Origin of the sequence: Moritella dasanensis ArB 0140, from assembly GCF_000276805.1 — a bacterium.
Lineage (GTDB): Bacteria > Pseudomonadota > Gammaproteobacteria > Enterobacterales > Moritellaceae > Moritella > Moritella dasanensis.
Map to the genome: position 1 here is coordinate 17,962 of NZ_AKXQ01000016.1, position 24,039 is coordinate 42,000.

Genomic DNA, 24,039 nt, shown 5'->3' on the forward strand with positions numbered 1-24,039 from the left:
TTTTTTTGATTTCGAAACATAGAGACAAAAATGTCCATTATAAAAACAACATTATTGACCAGTGCAACGCTTGCTGTTTCTTGGTCTGCTCTTGCTAATGTAGATAATTTACTTTCAGCACAAAGCTTTACTGGTGCATTACTAACCCCTAATGCACAAGTCATCGATTATGGTGATTTTTCGTTGCTTTATGGTCAAGGTGTACCTTACCAAAATCACATTGCTGACCTAGATAATCTCTTCTTCGCAGCCGGTTTTGCACCAGGTTTCGAAGCTGGTGGTCGTATCGTCACACAAAGTTATTCTTGTAATTTATACACAGAATCAGGTTGTGGCATTCGCGATCTATCAGCATCCGTTAAGTATCAATTACCTTTTATATATGATTACACGGGCTTCAATTTAGCGGTTGGTGGTCAAGATATTGGTGGCGCAGCCAATAACTTCGCAACCTACTATGCCGTAGCAGATTATGAGTTTGATGCTCTACCTGTGCGTTTTAGTGCAGGTTATGGTAAGTCAGATATGACTATGGGTATCATGGATGGTCCGTTTGGTTCTATTGAATTACAACCTCTGCCTTTCGTGCAACTTGTTGGTGAATATGACTCAACAGAATTTAATGGCGCAGTAAAAGTCTTTACACCTGAAGACTTATTGCCCTATGGCGCTCAAGTAGCATTACAGTACCAAGTTTATACCGGTCATGAGTCTGCCAACGCGAGTAAAGAAAATGAGACTATGTGGGCATTAAATGCCAGTATGCCATTCATGAACTATAACTTCTCTCAAGCTGAGGCTTACGGGAAAGATAAAACATTAGCATTAAGTGACACCATACACATAGCACAAGCACAAAGTGCATCAGCTAGCTTAACAGAGCTTAAAAAAGCATTGGTTGATGAAGGTTTCATCAACGTACAACTCGGTAGTAAAGATACGAAAGTCATTGTGTCTTTAGAAAACCGTCGCTATAACCATAACCAAATGGATGGTGTCGGTGTAGCACTTGGTATTATCAGTAGCCACTTAGGCAATGATATTTATAACGACCTAGGGATTGAAGCGGGCAATCAAGAATTTGAACTATTTACCTTAGTGAATGACATTCCCATGATGCAAGTTAGTGCATCAGCAGTTTGTTATCGTGATTTTGTCAAAACCGGTGAACCTTGCATTGACATTAAATTTTCAACGTCAATGTTAACCGAAGTCATCAAGGAAGGTAATTGGTTAGAGACCAACAACGAATCAGGTTTTGGCCGTACTCAAATTATTTTAGCACCCGCTTTGCAACACCGAGATGCGACAGAATACGGGGTATTTGATTACTCTTTAGCACTAGCAACTAACGTGTATACAACATTATGGTCTGGTGCAGCGGTTGATGTACGCCATCTCTTACCGGTTTCAAACAGTGATGATTTTGAAGACGGTGAAATATGGGGGGATAACAATTACGAAAGCGAAATAGATCGTATCTTAATTCATCAAGCATTTCGACTACCCTTTGATGTCACCAATCAATCTTCTTTTGGTGTAATAGCTGTAGATTATCAAGGGTTTATGAATGAAACCAGCTGGGCATCGCCAGCAGGTCGTCACAGCTTTAACTTCCAAATCAGTCAATTTTCATATACTGAAGAACGTAATCAAAACGGTTACTATATTGAAGATAGAGATACTACATTATCAAGTTATACCCTTTCAGTGCCAGAGTTCAACTGGCAGGGTACTGTGGAAGGTGGTAACTATTGGGGTGGTGATTCTGGTTACAAAATCACATCAACACATTGGTTAGGAGATGCGAAATTAGAAGCAACCTATCAATCAACGACCGCAGTAAACTCTAATGAAGCAGAAGAGTTTATTTCGTTAGGTGTTTCAATACCATTGACGTTATGGCGTGATATGAAACCGGGTTATGTGCAGTTACGTGGCACAGATCAATTTACTTATGCTCTACAGACCCGTATTGGTAATTCCCATAACAATCTAAACAATGGTATGGGATCATCAATCAATCTACAACACAGCCTATCTCGTCAATATTATAACGATGATAGAATGTCGCCTAAATATTTTGAATCTAATGTTTCTCGATTACGAAATGCATACTTAAAATATTTAACCTTGTAACGATTTATAAAATCTAAATTACAGTACGTGTGCTACGTCTTAAGTAGCCACGTACTCATTCATTTTTAACAACAACATATAAATTTGTAAAAAACTACCTCCACTCCCCCCCTATTTTTTCTACACCTTACTCAGATTCGCGACACCAGATTTCCCGCTATTAAACCCTAATCAATCTCATTCATGAGTCTCACGTCCAATAAATTATTTAAAATATAATATATTTCACTCTGCAAATACTTCAAATAAAAATCAAATAAAAATCAAATAAAAATCAAACAAATAATAACGATAAAAGCTAATTTCATTGACGTGGTTTAGATAAGTGAATGCATTTATCTAAACCACCCCATGCCAAACTCTATGCTGTTAACTACATTTATTAAGTATTAAACAACGATAATATCTAAAAGAATGGAAGTCTGCGGAATATTATACGCCACAATATTGTGACACCGTAAAATAACGAGTAGGCTTCTATGTTAAAAAACATTGTGACAAAACTGATTATTACATCCCTCTTAGTTTCTAGCGTATTGTTCTATTATTTTCAAACGCCTTATTGCGGTGCTGTATTTGATTCTGTTCGTAGAAATATACTCAACGGCCTTCCTCTAGATACCATTGAAGAACTCCAAGCAAAACGTAGTGTGACACTGCTCGATTTATGTCAAATGCCGATCTCGAAATTAAACCGTTCACTCACTAAATTAGCCATGCCTAAACCTGATCATCCCGGAGAAGCCAAAGCCTTCCGTCATCTGTATAAATTGAGTCAAGATAACAAAATCAATGTCGATGAATTACAAAAAGTTCAGCCACAGATGCACGATCTGCGTCGACAAAACTATGCCGATGCAGGGAGCAATACTATGTCATGGCAATCTTTAGGCCCAGGTAATATAGGGGGCCGTATTCGTTCAGTCGCATTTGATCCTGATGACTCCAGCCATATTTATATTGGCTCAGTAGCTGGTGGCATTTGGTCAAGTAAAAACAGTGGTGATAATTGGCAACCACAAGATGATTTCATGACTAATCTTTCAGTAAGCAGCATCATATTTGATCCAAATAACAGTGATGTTATGTACGCAGGCACAGGAGAAGGTGTTTTTAATACAGAACAAATTCGGGGTTTAGGTATTTTCAAATCGACCAATAAAGGACAAACGTGGAATGCCTTATTTTCAACACAAGACAACACCGATTTTTATTGGGTTAATCGACTAGCTAGCCGAAACAATGATTCTGCGGTGATTGCCGCAACGCATACTGGTATTTTTGTTTCTAATGATGGTGGAGTAAATTGGAGCAAAACTTACCAGGGAAGGAGTAATGATGTTGATGTAAATCCCGATAATGATAACAAACTCGTTGCGGGGACTTGGTCTGGACTTCTCTACTCGCAAGATAGTGGTTTAAGCTGGATAGTGGCACAAGGACTGGAGCACATTAATAACGCTCGAATAGAAACAGCTTATGCCCATTCCAACACTGACGTTGTGTTTGCATCTGTTGATCATAATTCAGGGGAGTTGTGGAAAAGTAACGATGGAGGACTTTCATATCAATTGATTAATAGTGGCTTATCCTATCTTGGCGTACAAGGTTGGTATGATAACGCATTGTGGGTCGACCCGTTAAATGAAAACCATCTCATCATCGGTGGTATTGATCTATGGCGTAGTACTGATGGTGGGGTTAATTTTAGTAAAATAAGTACTTGGTGGCAAGCGCCTCACTCTGCACACGCAGACCATCACTTTATTATTCATCATCCCGATTACGACGGAGTAAATAATCAACGTTTATTCTTTGCCAATGACGGTGGTATGTATGAAACCCCTGATATATCTGTCGCTAAAGGTGGAACTGGTTGGAAAGAGCTTAATAATAATTTATCCATAACTCAATTTTATAGCATTGCTGTCAGTCGTAGCGGTAAACTGATCGGTGGAGCGCAGGATAATGGCACACTAGTGTATAAAGGTGATAGCGAAAAGTGGAGAGATATACACGGAGGTGACGGCGGCTTCTCAGCTGCAGATCCTAACGATGAACGTTATTTATATGGTGAACATGTTTACTTACGCCTACATCGCAGCAGTGACGGGGGCGCCAGTACACAGAGTATTTATACAGATGACATGATCAATGACAAGCCTAATTTTATTGCGCCATTCATTCTTGATCCCAACAACGCCAATCGAATGCTTGCTGGTTCACGTCAGCTCTGGTTAAGTAATGATGTCAAAGCTGTAAACCCTAAGTGGACAAGCATTAAAGTAGCAACAGAGGGCCTCTCACCTATTAGTGCTATAGCCATCCCCTCAAGTGATAGTAATACCATTTATATTGGTCATAATGATGGTTCACTTTTCAAAACGGATAATGCCACGGCACAACAACCTGAGTGGATAGATATTAGTGGGGCAAACTTACCACAACGGTATTTAACACGCATAACGGTTAGTCCTGTGAATAAAAACATTCTGTTCATATCGTTTGGTGGTTATGAAGAAGATAATTTGTGGCTATCTACGGACGGGGGATTAAATTGGAATAGCAGTACAGGTTCAGAATTAGGCCCATTACCGCCAGCGCCAATTAGAGCCATAGCTATACATCCCATCGATCATAACTGGATATATATTGGTAACGAAGTCGGCATATTTACGAGCAATGATTATGGTCGCAATTGGACCTTGGAGCCTAGTGCCCCAGCTAATGTATCCATAGATGAATTAGCTTGGGGGGATAACGCGATACTCTATGCAGCCACACATGGACGCGGCATCTTTACTGCAAATACAAATTCAGTTATTCCAGATGCATTTTATTTTGAAGATAAGTTAGATGCCCCCATAAACAGCTTAATAGAAAGTGAGAAGAAAGTCATAAGAGGTCTCATCGACAACAGTTCTATAGCAATCGTTAATGGTGAATACTCAAAGAATTGTACAGGTAATTACACTAATACGGCAGGATATATAAATAACGGTGATACGCTTTGCTTAAGGCATCAGAGTGCTGAAAAACATGAAATGAAAGTAACCACTGAATTAAAACTGGGGCTATTGGCATTTACATTTCAATCACAAACGACAACAAATATTACTCCTAATGTTTCGAATAACAAAAGTGGAGGGAGTATTCCAATTATATCATTAATACTATTAACTATAATGTTAGGTTTAAAACTAAAAAACCCAGTCAATTGACTGGGTTAATAAGTGTTTTATATTCAACTAATCAAGTGATTAGAAGTATACACGAGCACCTACCCAAAGAGTATCTTCAGTTTTGTCTTTACGAGATGCTGTTGCAACATCACGGTCACTTGAGTTGAACTCAACGTAAGTTTTAACATCTTTAGCGATTTCATAATCAGCACCAACAACTAGTTCAGAACCTTCGTCAGATTTTGCATCGCCATCTAGGATATCGTATGAACCATATACACTTGCTTGACCTAGTGCGTATTTAGCACCCAGACCGTATGCTGAAGTGTCTGCATTATCAACATCTAGCGCTTGATATTGAGCACCTAACGTTAATGCGTCAAGAGAGTATTGAACGCCTACGATGATAGAAGAGTTATCAACTAATGGCGTAGCTGTGCCTTTTTGGTCGTTTGCCATAGTGTATGCAACACCTAGAGAAAGACCTGCAACGTCATAAGTACCACCAAGAGTGTAAGTATCTTGGTTGATTAAACCAACAACAACCTTAGCGCCGCCGAATGTTTTAGTATATTCAAGTTGATCTTCAGTACCTGAACCAGCAGCATTTGTTTGGAAGGCATAAACGCCATTCTCGTATGAGAAATCGTTCGATACTAAATCATCACCTAAGCCAAGTTTGTTACCAAGAACAAGTTTACCGTATACGTCATGTTCTAGACCTAGGAAAGCATTGTTGATGAATAGACCATCAGTTTTACTCTCAACGCCTGAACTGTTTTTCTTAGTCATGTCGCCAGTGTATTTAATTTCCATTTGGCCGAAAGCTTTAAGACCATCATCTAGTTCTTTAGCTACTTTAATATCGAAACGTGAACCAGCATCTTCAAAATTAACAGCATCAGAATTGTCAATAACAACGTGACCACGGAAAGAACCACCAAGAGATACTGAAGTACCTTCGTTGTTATAAACTTCAGCAGCGTTTGCAGCGCCAGCTAGTAAGATTGCAGTAGCAAGAATAGTCTTTTTCATTTTGAAATCCTTTATGATTTATAAGTTAACTCACTCATTACTTGAATCTCTCTCTGAGATGATTCCATCCGGTAATGATTGGTTAAACCAAGAGTTAATGTATTCTAACAAATAGCGTGTTAAACCCACAATTCATCTGAATAACTCATTTGAATAAGATTTAACAACTACGCTTAAAACTTGGTATAGATTATAGTCATAATAATTTCATGAAAACTATAAGGAAAATCAATAAGAGGTCAAAACTAAGATCGCGGGCACATAAAGAGGTATGACAAGAAGAAAATTCTTGACAATATTTAGTTAAATAAATTATTGCGAGGGTTTAATATAAACTAAACGCTTAAAAAAAAAGCATTTATGACTACTTTATGACAGAAGCAATAGTTTGCAGTTATTCTGCTAATTAGTAAGAACAGCAAAACAACTAAAAGTTCAATTCATTTTAATTCTATACCATTTAATCTAATCTAATTATTTAGGGTTAGCTTCTGTTCCTAAAGATTAGAATAGTATGAATTTTTAACAACGCTTGTTTCTTCTATTATATAGATAAAATAATATTCACAGTATTTAGACCCTGATCACTAAACTAAACTAACCCACTTCTAACTTTCGATGATTAGCAGGCAAAAAAATACCCCAGCATTACTGAGGTATTTTATAAAGCTATCTAGCTTATGAAAGCATAATGTAAGCGCTAAAAAAGACTAACTACTTTTCAGTTGCAGGCTTTTTCTTCTTAACGGCTTTCTTCTTCTCTTCTTGAACCCATTTACCAGCGATGTAATGTGCTGTCCAACCCGTGGCCTTCTTCTCCACCTCGGTCATCACATATTGTTCTTTGGTTTTACGGCTAAAGCGTACTATCGCTTTATTACCTGCAGGGTCTTGCACTGGTGCATCAGCTAAGTAATAAAACTTCTCTGAAATACGGTCTCTGAAGCGAACTAGCTCTTCAATACGCGGAGCACGGGTCTCACGAGATTTAGGGAACGTATTCGCGGCGAGGAAGATTCCGGCAGCACCATCACGTAGCACAAAGTAAGCATCCGATTTTTCGCATTCCAATTCAGGTAGGAAAACAGGATCTTCTTTTGGCGGCGCAACTTCACCACTTTTTAGGATCTTACGCGTATTCTTACATTCTTCGTTAGTACAGCCCATGTACTTGCCGAAACGGCCATTTTTAAGCTGCATATCATTCATACAACGGTCACACTCAACTACAGGGCCATCATAGCCTTTTAGTTTGAATTCACCTTTCTCGACTTCGTAACCAGTACATTCAGGGTTATTACCACAAACATGCAGTTTACGCGTTTCGTCGATCAGGTAGCTATCCATTGCGGTGCTACATTTAGGACAACGACGTTTTGCCATAAGCGCTTCAGTTTCAGCATTCTCATTTAGCAAATCAATCGCTTCTTCACCAGAAACAAGATTGATGGTTTTCTTACAACGTTCTTTCGGTGGCAAGTTATAACCAGCACAACCAAGGAATACCCCAGTCGTCGCGGTACGGATCCCCATCTCACGTTGGCATGTTGGACATTCAATATCCGTGATAACCATTTCGTTCGAGCGCATACCGCCTTCAGCCACTTCAGAACCGGCTTTTATCAGCTGCTTCTTAAAGTCACCAAAGAATTCATTCAGTACATCAATCCAGTTAAGCTTGCCTTCAGCAACCCCATCAAGTTGAGACTCCATGCTTGCGGTGAAATCGAAATTCATCAACTCTTCAAAACTTTCGGTCAAACGTTCAGTAACAATCTCACCCATTTTCTCAGCAAAGAAACGACGGTTTTCAGATTTCACATAACCACGGTCTTGAATTGTAGTAATAATCGACGCATACGTCGATGGACGACCAATGCCACGTTTCTCTAATTCTTTAACCAACGACGCTTCATTAAAACGCGCAGGCGGCTTAGTGAAGTGTTGCAGTGGATCAACTGTTATCAACTCAAGCGCTTCACCGGCTTCAAGCACAGGTAAATTACTTTCGTCTTCAGACTTCTTGCTCATTGGTGGCAATGCTTTAGTCCAACCAGGGAAACGCATAGTACGTCCCTTCGCGGTAAGCTGATACTCGCCAGCAGCAATGATCAATTTAGTTGAATCGTATTGCGCAGGTACCATTTGACAAGCAACAAACTGACGCCAAATTAATTCGTATAATTTCTTCGCATCATCATCCATACCTTGCAGATCGCCAGACATAACAGTGACGTCTGAAGGTCGGATCGCTTCATGGGCTTCTTGTGCGCCTTTTTTCGAACCGTATACATTCGGCTCTTCAGGTAAATACTCTTTACCGTATTTTGTTTCAATGAAACCACGGGCACTTTCTACAGCATCTTTACTCAAATTTGTTGAGTCAGTACGCATGTAGGTAATGTAACCACCTTCATATAAACGTTGCGCTAAGCCCATCGTACGCTTAACACCATAGCTATGACGCGTACTTGCCGCCTGCTGTAGCGTTGATGTAATGAATGGTGCTTTGGGTTTACTGCTTGTCGCTCTGTCATCACGTTTTAATAACGAGTAACTGGCATTTTGTAAGTCAGTAACCGCTTTCGTCGCTTGCGCTTCATTAACAGGTTTAAATGCTTCACCGGCATATTTAACCGCTTCAACACGTAATGGTTCACCAAGCGAAGTCACTAAGTCTGTATGGATATCCCAAAACTCTTCTGGGATGAACGCTTTAATATCACGTTCTTTGTCTACGATTAAACGCACTGCTACCGACTGAACACGTCCAGCAGACAAACCACGGGCAATCTTCTGCCAAAGTAACGGAGACACCATGTAGCCAACAACACGATCTAAGAAACGACGCGCTTGTTGTGCGTTAACACAATCAATGTTCAATTCTGACGGTTGTTTAAATGCTTCTTGGATCGCTGTTTTTGTAATTTCGTTAAACGTAACACGTTGAAAACGAGAATCATCACCACCAATAATTTCCCGCAGGTGCCATGCAATCGCTTCACCCTCGCGGTCTAAATCGGTTGCGAGATAGATGATGTCTGCTTTTTCAGCCAGTTGTTGTAATTCGGCAACGACTTTTTCTTTACCAGGCAAAATCTGATAGGTTGCTGCCCAATCATTTTCTGGGTCTATCCCCATACGGGAATATAACGCTTTTTTATCACGTTTTTGTTTAAATGCAGCTTTGGCTTCAGGCGTCATGCCTTTAGTTTGCTGAGCAAGCGTCGGTGCGCCAGCTCGTTTTGTAGCTGCACCGCCACTTGTCGGTAAATCACGTACGTGACCCACACTTGACTTAACAATGTAGTCTTTACCGAGATATTTATTGATGGTCTTCGCTTTTGCTGGCGATTCCACAATTACTAGAGATCTTCCCATACAGACGGATTCTTTTAATTTATGAATAATATGAAATTGATGAATGCTATTGATATCAAATCACTTAATAATAACCAAAAAGTGATATTGAATAACTGCGTTCTATTTATATATATACATTGAATATACTTATAGTAGTCAATATTTTTTTAATTATTTTTCTAATGCTTAGTATTCGTACAAAAACATACCACTAACGTAGCAACGAAAACCCAGACTAAAACACCGAAAATAAATAAAAATCAACTAAATGGACTGCAGTTTATCAATACATTAGTTTTATGCACCAATCTGTCTTTTGCAATTAAGTACTTACAATTTTACAAATGCGGGTACTTACTTTGCTGTAAAAACTTATTTAAGCTTATCGACATAGCCATTGACGCCGCTTGCGCTAGTTTTTCAGCTAACTTTTTGCGCACAACATATTTGACTATGTAAATGGTTTGCGACTTGTTGGCTTTTAATAAGTAATCATCACTGGTTTGTAAAGTATCAACTAACCCACGCTCGTGTGCATGCGTACCAAACCAATGCTCACCTGTGGCAATTTTTTCAATATCCATACCAGGTCGATGCGCACTGACAAAATCTTTAAATAGTACGTGCGTTTCTTCAAGCTCTTGCTGGAATTTTTCACGTCCTGCATCATCATTTTCACCGAACATCGTTAATGTACGTTTGAACTCACCAGCGGTTAGTTGTTCAACATCAACATTGTTCTTTTTCAACAAACGATTAAAGTTAGGGATTTGTGCAACAACACCAATCGAACCAACAATAGCAAACGGTGCGGCAATGATATGATCTGCAATACATGCCATCATATAACCACCACTTGCAGCGACTTTATCAACCGCGATAGTTAGCTTAATATTAGCTTGTTTTAAACGTTCTAGCTGCGAGCTTGCAAGGCCGTAACCATGCACAACACCACCGCCACTTTCGAGGCGAACCAAAACTTCATCGCGCTCGTTGGCAACGAATAAAATAGCAGTAATTTCTTCACGCAGCGAGGCAACTTCTTTTGCATCAATACCAGCCGTAAAATCTAACACAAAAAGACGAGACTCAAGGTCGTCTGTTTTAGCCGCCTCTTTATCTTTATCTTTGGCTTTATGTGCTTTTTTAAGCGCTTTCAGCTCAGCTTTGTGTTTTTTCTTTTCTGCTTTGTGCTGTTCTTTCTCTAATAACTTAGCTTCATCTTCAGACACAAGATGTAACTGTAACTCATCTTCAACATCTTGAAACTGTTCTGATAAATTGGTGATCTCCAAACGCCCGCCGCTCTTCTTTTGCTTAGACGAAAGATTGATAATACTGACCACTACAAATAATAATGCTAGAACGAATGTTAGCGTTTTCGCTAAGAAAATCCCGTATTCACTTAAAAAGTCCAAATTTTAATCCTCGGTCGGTTATATCTATTTTTGCTCTTTATAGCATTTACAGCATCGCATCTACAAGCTTTGCAGGTTACAATATTGTCAGATATGTCGATATGGAACCCAAAAAATGGATTATCAAGCAGAAAAAAATCTATTAGAAAACAAAACTATTTTAGTAACAGGTGCCGGTGACGGTATCGGACGTCAAGCCGCATTAACCTATGCAGCACACGGTGCGACAGTAATATTACTGGGTAAAACAGTGGCAAAACTTGAAGCTGTTTATGATGAAATCGAAGCACTTGGCGCGCCAACACCTGCGATTATTCCGCTTGATATGAAAGGCGCGACTGTTGAAAACTATAAAGACATGGCTGACACCATTGACACACAATTCGGTAAACTAGACGGTTTATTGAACAATGCGGGTCAATTAGGCGTATTAGGTCCATTTCATCAAATCGATGAAAAGAGCTATGACGAAGTAATGCAGGTCAATGTTAAAGCACAGTTATTCATGACTAGCGCGCTATTACCCGTGCTTAAAAAAGCAGACAAAGCGTCGATCATTTTCACGTCATCAAGTGTTGGCGTAAAAGGTCGTGCTTATTGGGCTGAATATGCGATTTCAAAATTCGCCACTGAAGGCATGATGCAAACCCTTGCTGATGAATTTGAAAATACCAATGTCCGTGCTAACTGTATCAACCCGGGTGCAACACGTACTGGCATGCGTTCTAAAGCTTTCCCTGGTGAAGATGAGAAAGTGCTACTCACCCCTGAACAGATTATGCCGCTTTACCTTTATTTAATGGGTAACGACAGCGTCGCTGAAACAGGTAAAACATTTAAAGCACAGCCAAACAGATAATCAATAATCTGATAGTTAAAGTCCCTGAATAATACTTCTATTGTTTGGGGATTTTTATTTCATACAGTTAGTCATAACTTCACTTTTATCCTTTTAGTTTGGTTATATCTTCACTAAAATATCGTGCACCTCTAAATTACTTGCTATCCCTAATAATTACTGCAATAACTAATTAATAACGGCGCCTATCCATATAAAAATATATAAAAAGATAGAAAGATAGAAAGACTTTGTTAATAAGGATATTAACCAGTGAAATTGAATTGTGATATGGGCGAAAGCTTTGGTCTTTGGCAACTTGGTATGGATACAGCTGTCATGCCGCACATTGATATGGCTAACATCGCTTGTGGTTTCCATGCCTCAGATCCACTTATTATGCAGCAAACCGTCACACTGGCTAAACAGTATAATGTCGCTGTAGGCGCACACCCAGGTTATCCCGACCTCGTTGGTTTTGGTCGTCGTCACATGCGCTGCACCCCTGATGAGATCCAAGCATTGGTACTGTATCAAGTGGGTGCCCTTGCCGCTTTCTGCCAACAACAACATATTCCGCTAAGTTATGTCAAACCTCACGGCGCACTTTATAACGACATGATGCAAGACGAGCCAGTATTGACGGCCATCCTTAAAGGCGTTGCCGCGTTTAGTACTAACCTACCCCTAGTGCTGATGGCGCAAACGGATAACAGCCGTAGCGAAGCCCTTGCTTCTCAATTTGATGTGCCATTACTGTTCGAAGCTTTTGCAGACCGATGCTATACCGATGCAGGCTTATTACAAGATAGGCTACAAGCGGGTGCCGTCTTTACTCAGCAGAGTCAGATTGTTAATCAAGCAATACAGCTTGCCAAGCACGGCTGTGTGACCAGCAATACAGGAAAGCGAATCAAGTTACAGGCTGACACGCTCTGTGTGCATGGTGATAATGCGCAATCTATTGACGCTATCGCACAAATAAAATCAGCAATGTCGTTAAGCAAGGGGTGAACGATGCAATACCATCTCGAGATGATTGGTTATGATGCTATTTTAATCCGTTTTACGAATGCAGGTAACGCCCAACTATTACCAGTGATTTACAGCTTAAATCAACAGCTAACTAATGCCGTTGATTTAGATGCTGTGATTATTGATATTATTCCCTCATATCAAACGTTACTCGTTAGCTTCAACATACTAAAAATTGAACCCCATCAGTTAGTCACTAAAATTGACGCTTACGTTAAACAAGTATTAAATACCCACATACAAACTTCAGATCGTACGTTACCCGTGAAGATTAATTTGATCACACTGCCCGTTTGTTACCACAAAAGCCTCGCGCCTGATCTCGAGTCATTGTCGCGACATGCCGCATTATCCATTGATGACATCATCCACATTCATTCTTCTACTATATATAGTTGTTATGCCATTGGCTTTATGCCGAACTTTGGCTACTTAGGTGATGTGGATAAACGAATACAAATACCCAGACACGCAAAACCACAAGTACAGGTTGCAGCTGGCAGTGTTGGTATTGCAGATAATCAAACAGCCGTTTATCCAAAAGCGAGTCCTGGCGGCTGGCAAATTATAGGTCAAAGCCCCATTGCAGTTGGTAGAGCTGTGGCACTCGACAGCCTTGCGGTTGGCTGTAAAGTTAAATTTAAGCCAATATCCTTGGATGACTTTCACCAGTACCAGCAAAAGGTTAATCTATAATGGAAAGCGTTTCTGCATTTGAAGTTATCAAACCGGGTGTTCACAGCTTAATACAAGATCTTGGTCGGTTTGGCTATCAGCATTTAGGCATTACGCCAGGCGGGCCAGCAGATCTTCATGCGTATCTTTGGGCGAATAAGATACTCAGCAATAGCAGTAATATGGCAAGTATTGAGATCCATTATGGCTTAATGACTTTGAAAGTTTTAGTTGATACTAAAATCGCGATTTGTGGTGCTGAATTTGGCGTGACGATTAATAATAAGCCGGTATTTAATTGGCAAACCCATCATGTTAAAGCGGGCGATCTCATCCAGTACGGAGGTGCAAAAGCAGGGAAATGTGGTTACCTCGCCATATTAGGTGGTCTGCAAACCGAAAAGTGCCACCAAAGTCGTAGTACAGTGATCAGAGATGAACTGAGTCAAGTAACCAGCACACCAGTATATCAAGGTCAGTATTTACCAATATCAATAAGGCAGCGCACAGAAACTATAACCGCAGAATTACCAACAGAAGTATCTGTTCCTCGTCATTATATTCCAAATTACTCAGCCCCCCTTATCCTGGGCTTATTACCTTGCTATCAATGGTTACTGTTCACGTCAAAACAGCAGCATCAACTGCTATCCAATAAATATCAGATCAGTACACAAGCAAATCGAATGGGCTATCAATTAATAGGAGACATGATTACCGACTTACCGACAGCATTAACATCAGAAGGCATTGCATTAGGCAGTGTGCAGCTTCCCGCAAATGGACTGCCAATTATCTTACTTCAAGACAGACAAACCATAGGTGGTTATCCGAAAGCTGGGGTTATTTCCGCGTTAGATTGCGGTAAATTATCACAACGCCAACAAGGGTCAGAAATTACGTTTAGACTCGTCAACCCGCTTGTTTCACGTTATAAAATGCAAGCGTTCAAGCATTTTTTCGATTTTTAACCCTGCCGATTTCTATTGGTTAAGCGTAATGTTTTAATAAACGAATACAAAACAGTCAATCAGTTCAGTGACGAAGTTCACGTATTTAACTTTAAATCGAAATAATTACGATATGTTATGAAGATTTAACAAAATATAATATCTCTCAAAAAATACACATTTCAAATTTACAAATGCCTCGTTTTATAAAAATAAATCCATCTAAGAGCCCAGTCTGTACTAGAATTTAGCTTAAATATCCTTAAAACTATAGATTGTTTTACTTTTGTTAACCGAGTGTCACAAAGTATGGTCTAAACAGATAATAACGGGTTATTTTGCTGTATCATAAGTATTGCATTATTTATTTTTGCTGATTTAATACACCAACTTGAATTTACGGATTCGATTTCATGGCCACAGAATGCCTTGAAGTAAACAAGCGACTAATGACTTATAAAAAGGAACACAACATGTCTATTACAAAAACAATTGCAAAATCACTTGCTATAGCAGGTTTAACAGTAGCTGCAGCAGTACCAAGTATTGCAACAGCAAAAACAAGTGACTTTATTACAATCGGTACTGGTGGTGTTACAGGGGTTTATTATCCTGCCGGTGGTGCAATTTGTAAATTTGTAAACCGCAACCGTAAAGAGCACAACATTCGTTGTTCAGTAGAAAGTACTGGTGGTTCAGCTTATAACATCAACACAATGCGTGCTGGTGAACTTGATTTCGGTGTAGCACAATCTGATCAACAGTTTTATGCTTACAAAGGCTTAAACCAATACGCTAAACAAGGTGCTTACACTGACTTACGTGCTGTATTCTCACTACACGCAGAAGCACTGACTATTGTTGCTCGTAAAGATTCTGGCATCAAAGACTTTAAAGACCTTAAAGGCAAACGTGTAAACGTAGGTAACCCTGGTTCAGGCCAACGCAGCACAATGGATGTTGTAATGAAAGCTTACAACTGGGATAGCAGCGCGTTCTCACTTACATCAGAACTTAAAGCGAACGAACAATCTCAAGCACTTTGTGATAACAAAATCGACGCATTTGTATTCTTCGCTGGTTTCCCAAATGGTTCAATCAAAGAAGCAACAACAACGTGTGACGCTGTACTTGTAACGGTTAACGATTCTACAGTTGAAAAACTCATTGCAGAAAACCCTTACTACAGTCAAGTAACTATTCCTGGTGGCACTTACACTGGTACGCCAAAAGACACTGTAACATTTGGTGCACGTGCAACAATCGTTACACCAAAATCAATGCCGAACAAAACGGTGTATGAATTAACGAAAGCTGTATTCGAGAACTTCAATACATTTAAACGTTTACACCCATCATTTGCATCGCTAACAAAAGAAGACATGGCAACAGCAGCACTTAGTGCACCTGTTCACCCTGGCGCAGCGCAATACTACAAAGAAGTTGGCCTAAAATAAGCTCACTTTTAGTTAAAAATAATAAGGGGACATTGTCCCCTTATTATTTGCATCTAAGTTTTATATCAGATTATTTTACCCAGCTTTATTATCATAATTTAATTTTTACTACTCTTACTCACGTTACTGGCTATTCTTATACTACGGATTAGTTGAGATCATTAGCAGTACCGCCTTTCTTAAATTAAGAGTTCTGTAATTATTAATTGTTCTACTAACGAATAACCGAGCCACTTCGTGTGATAAAAATCACAGAATGATGGAGGACAGATGTCTAAAACAGAAAATCAAACCACTAGCATGGATGCTGAACTGCAGGAAATGCTTGCACAATCAGATACTGGTGCGCGCGATCCTAAAGGTATTGCTAAAAATATATTGTTAATCGTGCCATTCATTTGGGCGCTATTTCAATTATGGTATGCCTCTCCTCTGCCGTTCATTTTAAACTTTGGTATTATCAACGATACTGAAGCCCGCTCTATTCACTTAGCATTTGCTATATTTTTAGCGTTTACAGCTTACCCTGCAATGAAGTCGTCACCGCGTGACCATGTGCCGTTGGTCGATTGGGTGTTTGCATTCGTAGGCGCGTTCTGTGCTGGTTATCTTTTCCTATTTTATAATGAATTGGCTGGTCGTGCTGGCGCACCAACTATCTTTGATACTGCAGTTGCAACAACCGGTATGTTATTACTGCTTGAAGCAACCCGCCGTTCATTAGGTCCACCACTGATGATAGTGGCAGCGGTATTTTTAACTTATACCTTTGCCGGTCCATACATGCCCGACATCATTGCCCATAAAGGTGCAAGTTTAAACAAAACGATGTCTCACCAATGGTTAACAACCGAAGGTGTATTTGGTGTGGCAGTTGGTGTATCAACGTCATTTGTATTCTTGTTTGTACTATTCGGTTCACTGCTTGATAAAGCGGGCGCGGGTAACTACTTCATTAAAGTTGCATTCTCTCTACTTGGTCACATGCGTGGCGGCCCAGCAAAAGCGGCTGTTGTAGCATCAGGTTTAAGTGGTCTAGTATCAGGCTCGTCGATTGCAAACGTAGTAACGACAGGTACCTTTACCATTCCGTTGATGAAACGTGTTGGCTTTCCTGCAACCAAAGCGGGTGCAGTCGAAGTGGCGGCATCTACCAATGGTCAGTTAACGCCACCGATTATGGGTGCAGCTGCGTTCTTAATGGTTGAATACGTAGGCATTCCTTATATCGAAGTTATTAAAGCCGCTATTTTACCCGCGCTTATTTCTTATATCGCGTTAATTTACATCGTGCATTTAGAAGCATGTAAAGCTGGTATGGAAGGTTTACCACGTCGTCACAAGCCAACATTAGCGCAGAGTTTATTCTCGTTTATGTCTGTCGTAGTGCTCATCATCGTGCTCAGCTTTGCCGTATATTACGGTATCGGTTGGACGAAAGAGGTATTTGGTGCTGGCGCAACTTGGATTGTCGGTATTGCGACGGTCGCGATTTACGTCGCGCTCGTTAAATACTCAACAAACTTCCCTGAACTGGCGATTGATGATCCAGACAGTGAATTGCTTGAGTTACCAGAACCGGGACCAACAGCAAAAGCAGGTTTATACTTCCTACTACCAATTGTTGTATTAGTCTGGTGTTTAACGGTTGAACGTTTCTCTCCTGGTCTATCAGCATTCTGGGCAACCGTGTTCATGATTTTCATCGTGGTAACACAACGTCCATTACAAGCTTACTTCAAACAAAGTAAACCAATACCAAGTGCTGTTAAAGATGGTTTTGTTGAATTATTTGATGGCATGGTAACGGGTTCTCGTAACATGATCGGTATCGGTGTGGCGACAGCTGCAGCAGGTATTGTTGTTGGTACGGTAACGCTAACCGGTATTGGCTTAGTGATGACGGAGTTTGTTGAGTACATCTCAGGCGGTAACATTATGCTGATGCTGGGCTTTACAGCACTTATCAGCTTGATCTTAGGCATGGGCTTACCGACGACAGCAAACTACATCGTTGTTTCCACATTGATGGCACCTGTTATTGTTGAATTAGGTGCTCAAAATGGCTTAATCGTACCGTTAATCGCAGTGCATTTGTTTGTATTTTACTTTGGTATTCTGGCAGATGATACACCGCCAGTAGGTCTCGCAGCTTTCGCAGCCGCCGCCATTGCCAAAGCAGATCCGATTAAGACGGGTATTCAAGGTTTCATGTACGACATCCGTACCGCAATCTTACCTTTCATGTTCATCTTTAATACCCAGTTATTATTGATTGGTGTGGACTCGATAGGTCACTTGCTCCTAACCATCTTCTCGGCGACCACCGCGATGCTGGTATTCTCGGCAGCGACCCAAGGTTACTGGTTAACAAAATCAAAATGGTATGAAACCATCGGATTATTATTAATCACCTTTACATTATTCCGCCCAGGCTTTTGGTGGGACATGGTATACCCACCAGTTGAAGAAGTAAGCCCGCAACATATCGAACAAGTACTTGCAGATTTACCTATTGGCACAGATATACGCTTACGTGTTGAAGGTGAAACGCTTGATGGTGCATTCCAAACTAAGATTGTACAGCTACCTTTTGCTGAAGATGCGATCACAGGTGCAGAACGACTATTGAGTACTGGCTTAGAATTACGCTTTGGTGACGACAAAACTATTGTAGATATGGTCGGTTTTGGTTCTCCAGCTGAAAAATCGGGTATTGATTTTGACTGGAATATCCTTATGGTCGAACGTCCATTAGACCGTCCAGCTAAAGAGTTCCTGTTCATTCCAGCATTATTGTTACTCGCAGGTATTGCTTTTGGTCAGCGTCGTCGTATTGCGGCTAATAAGTAATCATCATGAACATGAAATGCAGTGCGTTGTCTGACACTGCATTTCATTTATGATGCACAGCCGATTAGTAGTACTAACTAAGCAATTTGTATTAACGAAACAATTCATTTTAAATAAGTAATCTATTATGTATAAAACTATTTTATTACCTGTTGATCTTAACGAAGAAGGCTTTAGCCACGTTGCAGCTGAACACGCTTGTGCTCTGGCAAAAATGTCTGGCGCAGTAATACATTTATTGAATGTATTACCAACGTCGCAATTACCTATGGTGTCAGCACACTTCCCTGCTTCTGTTTTGCAAGAGATCCGTAAGTCAGCCTATGCGTCATTACAAGATTTTGCCAAAAAACACATTGATGACGGTATTGCAACACAGATACATATGGCTGAAGGCAAACCATCAAAAGAAATTATTAAAGCTGCAACAAAATACAATGCAGATTTAATTGTCATGCCGAGTCATAAACGCGCTAAGTTAGAACTTGCCGTCATTGGCTCAGTAGCAGCAAGAGTTGTCAGTTCAGCATCCATTAGCGTAATGGTTGTTAAACCACAATAAAGATGTTTATGGGCAGTGTTAAATGCTGCTCATTATTTCAAACACACTATGTAAAACAGTTATTATTTGTTAGTTAATCCTTTCTAATTCTTCCACTTCCTCTCATTTTTAGTTACTATTGCGCAATAATTCTTTGCTACCTCACTGAAATTGAAAAAGGATATTCATGTCAGTTTCTGTATTAATCTGTGATGACTCAAACCTAGCGCGTAAACAAATGGCCAGAACGCTGCCTCCTTATTGGGATGTGGATGTTAGTTTTGCATCCAACGGGGCCGAGGGTATTGATGTGATCAGAGCTGGTAAAGGTAGCATCGTATTTCTCGATCTCAATATGCCGGTGATGGATGGTTACCAAGTTTTAGAAACCATTCAAAAAGAGCAATTAAATGCCCTTGTGATTGTTGTTTCTGGTGATATCCAAGCCGAAGCTCATCAGCGCGTTACGGCATTAGGTGCATTAGCATTTATTCAAAAACCGGTAACAAGTCAGCAAATCGAAACCATCCTAATTAGCTACGGCATTGTCGAAAAAGACGAGTTCGCCCAAGCTGAAGCACAGTTAATAACCCAACAAAAAGCAGAAAAAAGACAACAAGACTTAATAAAATCAATTCCAGCTACACTACCAACCCTTGGCGCTGAGCTAGACCTCGCACCAGAATTCCGTGATGCGTTGCAAGAAGTGGCTAACGTCGCGATGGGGCAAGCAGCAGAGCTGTTAGCACGTTTACTCGATGTATTTGTGTTATTACCGGTTCCAAATGTGAATATTTTGGAGGCCAGCGAACTCACCATGGCATTATCAGCCGCGTCTGAGCAAGCATCGATCTCTACAGTATGCCAAGGCTTTATTTGCTCAGGTATCTCAGGTGAAGCGCTATTGTTATTCCATGACTCAAGCTTTGATGACATGGCGAAGTTAATGGGTATTGAAAATCAGGAATCCAGTTTTCAAGAAAAAGAAATTCTCATGGATACTGCCAATATCTTGATCGGCGCATTTCTACAAGGCTTTAGCCAACAATTAAACGTCAGCTTTAGTCAAGGTCATCCTTCTGTTCTCGGTCAACACAGTACCGTGCAAGAAATGATTAACGCCAATAACTTCCGTAAACAAAAAACAGTCGCGATTGAAATTAACTACCAAATTGAACACCATAATGTGCAATGTGACCTGTTATTACTCTTTACTGAGAAATCACTACCCACTTTACTGAATAATCTTTCTTACCTCATCGATTAGCTGGTTGTTATTTAATTGTCTATTTAACGACACACAAAGCAGCATAGCTACAAGGAATTGTTAACATGGAAAATCAAAATTCATTGAATGAGTTTCATTGGATCATGAATATGGTGCAAACCATTGATGCAGGTCTTGTAGTTTTGGATAAAAATTTCAATGTCCAGCTTTGGAATGACTTCATGAGTAACCACAGCGGGGTTAGCTCAAAGACGATGCAAGATACTCAACTATTTTCGCATTTTCCAGAACTACCTGAAGCATGGTTACGCAGTAAGATTGAGTCGGTATTTTTACTTAAAAATAACGCCTTTACCAGCTGGGAACAACGTCCGTATATTTTCCGTTTTAGTAATTATCGCCCTGTTACCGGTATTTCTGAATTTATGTTTCAGAATATGACGATAATACCACTCGCATCGCTGACAGGCGAAGTCACGCACGTAAGTTTGATTATTTACGATGTAACCGATATTGCCATTAACCGTTTACAACTCGATAAAGCCAACGAAAAATTAGCGCGCCTAAGTCAAACAGACGCGCTGACACAATTGAATAACCGTCACAGTTGGAATACGCTTATTGATGATGAATTTAAGCGTGTTAAACGATACGAACAAGTATCAACGTTAATGATGCTGGATATTGACCACTTTAAAAAAGTAAATGATACCTACGGCCACGTGGCAGGTGACAAAGTGATTGCTGAAGTATCCAGAGTGATCAAAGAAAGTGTCAGGGAAACCGATTTTGCAGCACGTTATGGCGGTGAAGAGTTTTCAATTTGTTTGACTAATACATCAGCAGACAATGCGGTTATACTCGCAGAACGCTTGCGTAAAGCGATTGAAAGCACTTTAGTTCTAGATGAAGGGAATGTTATACAAGTAACAATATCAATTGGTATGGCTGAGTTTACAGCGAATACAAGTACGGTTGATACTTGGACGAAGAATGCTGATGGTGCATTGTACAAGAGCAAGGAAAATGGTCGTAACCAATACACTATATTTCAGAACTTGTAATACGATTTCCTAAACAACGTGATAGTGGTCTAACACGACCGACTACAGTTTATTTAAACGAAAAAGGTATAGCTTACGCTATACCTTTTTTTATATTTATCATTTTTACTTTTAAGCTAACTATTCTGCTGCAGTTTGATCTTTTCAGCACTTGGTTCTTCCTGAACGCTTTCTTTATGCTGGGTACTTTCTCTTGCTAAACAGTATCTTCTTGCTGAACAGTTTCGCTAGGCTGAATCGCTTCTGCTTCTAATGCCAATTTTTCACGTTCCGCTTTAGAAATGTAACGTGGTTTATTAGAATTTGGCGCTAGTTTAGCATTGGCTTTTTTAGCTTTTTTCTTTAATGTCGAAACAACTTTTTTCTTTCTATTCATTATATTTGATCTTACTACTTGTCTTCAGTTTCAGGTCGGTGTTTTATTTGCAGGCCAGCAAGGAAGTTACGTAATACTTGATCTTTACATTCACGGAAGTGTTTGTGATCAGCTTTACGGAAAAATGCACTTAGTTCATGCTTACCTAAACGGAATCCAGCAAGTTCTAATAAATCAAGAACGTCTTCATTCTTAAGGTCTAACGCAATTTTTAACTTACGTAAAATAATGTTGTTATTAATCGCATGCTCAGGTTCAGGTTGTGGGCCGTCTTTTTTACCACGGTTTTCATTAATTAGACCATTCAAAAAAGTAGCCATCTGCGTATCACTACAACTTACATATGCTGCATCGTCATCTTTTTTTAACCAATCGCTGATTTCACCACGTGTAATATCTGCTTCAGCTTGTTTAAACAAGGCAATCATCTTGTTGTCACTGAAATTAAATGTGTAGCGAATACGGCGTAAAATATCATTATTGGTCATTAATTAGTCCTAATAAGGCTAGCGTGATGTCGTTATGACTCACAATTTAAGTTATGGCGCACAGTATAGCAGATAACCGATAGCTGATAACAGGCAAGTTGCCTATATACTGACTGCGCGTTTAATCATCTAATAACCAACACCTTATTTTGCTATATACATCAGGATGATAAAGTAGGTCCATGTGATTCATATCGCGACCAACCCATTGATGTTGTTCTGGGAACGTCAAATGAAGTAAATCATCATTATGGCGACCTAACGCACTATCAACATTCACCAGTCCATCACCAATTAAACCATCACCGACAACGGTTGACTGCTTACTTTTTACTGCCGCTACCGTATAACAACGCACACCATTGGGTAACGCTAATGATCCACGATCGTCCGCGTTATAACTAAAGCGATCTTTTCCCTGCCAATCTTCATCAATGATCGAACCGTAACGTAAATCAGTAATACCAGCACTGCGAATTTGACCTAACTTAGCAAACGGTAAACTATAGGGATTTGAACCCAGTAAAATATCAATCAGGTTACCGCCTTTTTCAAGCGCTGCCCCATGATGCGGCGTACCCAAAAACACCATTTTATTCACCTGTGCTAACCAAGTATGTTGGGCTTTTTCACCATAATGGAACGCACTGCGAGAGACTAAGCCGCCCATGCTGTGAGCAAGAATAGAAAGGGATAACGGTTGCGGTGATATCGTGACTAAATATTCTAATAACGCGGCTAAATCACGACCATTTTCAGAAATATGACGACCGGTATTATAATGTAAGTAAATCGGTTCATAGCCAAGATCACGTGCTAATTCAATACCATGGTCATGCTCATCAACTTGCCACTGCAAATCGTTCATGCATAACCCATGTACCATCAACAATATTTTACCATCGGATTTTTCAATCAGATTACGTAATGCCACATCAGATAATGCTTTACCGTCACGGCGTAATTGCATGATCACAGCAAGGGGATTATCACGTTCCAATAAATAGTCACCTAATACACCATTAAGCATCGAAATGGCGACTTCACGTTTGAGTGATGACTCATGCTGGCCAAGCACCGATCCAAATTGCGATAAAGAAAGGTCAATTTTATCACCAACGAATGCAGTGACATTGCGAATATTACGATAGACAAAACCTGTCACACCACGTGTTTTTGTCGGTTGGTCTTTATCATTAAGGCCTAAACTCAAAATGGTATAATGCAGTGCTTCAACAATGTCAGTTAAACCTGTCACGGCGTCTACCGCAAGCTGATTAACACCACGAATGTCATTGGCACGATCGGAATGAGAGAGCTTTATTTCTAGGCTTTTTAATTTTCTGCGGGTGTTAAACATACAGCACCTTTTGTATTTAGCGTTAGCAACGAATTAA

17 protein-coding genes are annotated in these 24,039 nt (G+C 40.0%); 11 read left to right on the forward strand and 6 right to left on the reverse strand.

Annotated features, from left to right (window positions below):
- Positions 1-30: 30 nt before the first annotated feature.
- Positions 31-2,139 carry a YjbH domain-containing protein gene (locus A923_RS0113975; RefSeq protein WP_017222299.1) on the forward strand — a complete coding sequence of 703 codons (2,109 nt, stop codon included), beginning with the start codon at positions 31-33 and terminating at the stop codon, positions 2,137-2,139.
- Positions 2,140-2,618: 479 nt separating this feature from the next.
- Positions 2,619-5,360 (forward strand): WD40/YVTN/BNR-like repeat-containing protein, encoded by a 2,742-nt coding sequence (locus A923_RS0113980; protein WP_017222300.1) that lies wholly within the window; start codon positions 2,619-2,621, stop codon positions 5,358-5,360.
- A 39-nt stretch (positions 5,361-5,399) separates the two neighbouring features.
- Here A923_RS0113980 and A923_RS0113985 read toward each other — a convergent pair whose 3' ends face one another.
- From A923_RS0113985 to sohB, 3 genes are all read right to left on the reverse strand, one after another.
- Entirely contained in the window at positions 5,400-6,356 is a 957-nt protein-coding gene (locus A923_RS0113985) for a porin (protein ID WP_017222301.1), read from the reverse strand.
- 714 nt (positions 6,357-7,070) lie between these two features.
- Positions 7,071-9,737: a type I DNA topoisomerase gene (topA, locus tag A923_RS0113990; protein ID WP_026006247.1), complete on the reverse strand. Its 2,667-nt coding sequence runs from the start codon at positions 9,735-9,737 to the stop codon at positions 7,071-7,073.
- 320 nt (positions 9,738-10,057) lie between these two features.
- Complete coding sequence (gene sohB, locus A923_RS0113995; RefSeq protein WP_017222303.1) at positions 10,058-11,137, reverse strand: protease SohB; 1,080 nt, start codon at positions 11,135-11,137, stop codon at positions 10,058-10,060.
- 115 nt (positions 11,138-11,252) lie between these two features.
- Between sohB and A923_RS0114000 the strand changes: the two genes are divergently transcribed.
- The 9 genes from A923_RS0114000 to A923_RS0114040 all read left to right on the forward strand — a co-directional run bounded on the left by A923_RS0114000 (position 11,253) and on the right by A923_RS0114040 (position 21,778).
- Positions 11,253-11,996: a YciK family oxidoreductase gene (locus A923_RS0114000; protein WP_017222304.1), complete on the forward strand. Its 744-nt coding sequence runs from the start codon at positions 11,253-11,255 to the stop codon at positions 11,994-11,996.
- Positions 11,997-12,248: 252 nt separating this feature from the next.
- Positions 12,249-12,989: a 5-oxoprolinase subunit PxpA gene (locus tag A923_RS0114005; RefSeq protein WP_017222305.1), complete on the forward strand. Its 741-nt coding sequence runs from the start codon at positions 12,249-12,251 to the stop codon at positions 12,987-12,989.
- 3 nt (positions 12,990-12,992) lie between these two features.
- Positions 12,993-13,706 carry a 5-oxoprolinase subunit B family protein gene (locus tag A923_RS0114010; RefSeq protein ID WP_017222306.1) on the forward strand — a complete coding sequence of 238 codons (714 nt, stop codon included), beginning with the start codon at positions 12,993-12,995 and terminating at the stop codon, positions 13,704-13,706.
- Positions 13,706-14,656, forward strand: coding sequence for a 5-oxoprolinase subunit C family protein (locus A923_RS0114015; RefSeq protein WP_017222307.1), 951 nt, complete (start codon positions 13,706-13,708; stop codon positions 14,654-14,656). Before A923_RS0114010 ends, A923_RS0114015 begins: the two co-directional genes overlap by 1 nt.
- A 452-nt stretch (positions 14,657-15,108) precedes the next feature.
- Positions 15,109-16,092, forward strand: coding sequence for a TAXI family TRAP transporter solute-binding subunit (locus tag A923_RS0114020; protein WP_017222308.1), 984 nt, complete (start codon positions 15,109-15,111; stop codon positions 16,090-16,092).
- Between the two features lie 270 nt (positions 16,093-16,362).
- Complete coding sequence (locus A923_RS0114025; protein ID WP_017222309.1) at positions 16,363-18,945, forward strand: TRAP transporter permease; 2,583 nt, start codon at positions 16,363-16,365, stop codon at positions 18,943-18,945.
- 127 nt (positions 18,946-19,072) lie between these two features.
- Positions 19,073-19,507 carry a universal stress protein gene (locus A923_RS0114030; RefSeq protein ID WP_017222310.1) on the forward strand — a complete coding sequence of 145 codons (435 nt, stop codon included), beginning with the start codon at positions 19,073-19,075 and terminating at the stop codon, positions 19,505-19,507.
- Between the two features lie 166 nt (positions 19,508-19,673).
- Positions 19,674-20,753, forward strand: a complete 1,080-nt coding sequence (locus A923_RS0114035) for a response regulator (protein WP_017222311.1) — start codon at positions 19,674-19,676, stop codon at positions 20,751-20,753.
- 65 nt (positions 20,754-20,818) lie between these two features.
- Entirely contained in the window at positions 20,819-21,778 is a 960-nt protein-coding gene (locus A923_RS0114040; RefSeq protein WP_017222312.1) for a GGDEF domain-containing protein, read from the forward strand.
- A 196-nt stretch (positions 21,779-21,974) separates the two neighbouring features.
- On the opposite strand, the gene A923_RS0114045 is transcribed toward A923_RS0114040, so the two are convergent.
- The 3 genes from A923_RS0114045 to A923_RS0114055 all read right to left on the reverse strand — a co-directional run bounded on the left by A923_RS0114045 (position 21,975) and on the right by A923_RS0114055 (position 24,002).
- The gene (locus A923_RS0114045) at positions 21,975-22,154 is read right to left on the reverse strand and encodes a DUF2986 domain-containing protein (protein ID WP_017222313.1); all 180 of its coding nucleotides are present in this window, start codon (positions 22,152-22,154) and stop codon (positions 21,975-21,977) included.
- Between the two features lie 14 nt (positions 22,155-22,168).
- A complete protein-coding gene (locus tag A923_RS0114050; RefSeq protein ID WP_017222314.1) occupies positions 22,169-22,642 on the reverse strand; it encodes a YehS family protein in 474 nt (157 codons plus the stop codon).
- 121 nt (positions 22,643-22,763) lie between these two features.
- On the reverse strand, positions 22,764-24,002 hold the full coding sequence (locus tag A923_RS0114055) for an esterase/lipase family protein (protein ID WP_017222315.1): 1,239 nt from the start codon (positions 24,000-24,002) through the stop codon (positions 22,764-22,766).
- Between the last annotated feature and the right edge of the window lie 37 nt (positions 24,003-24,039).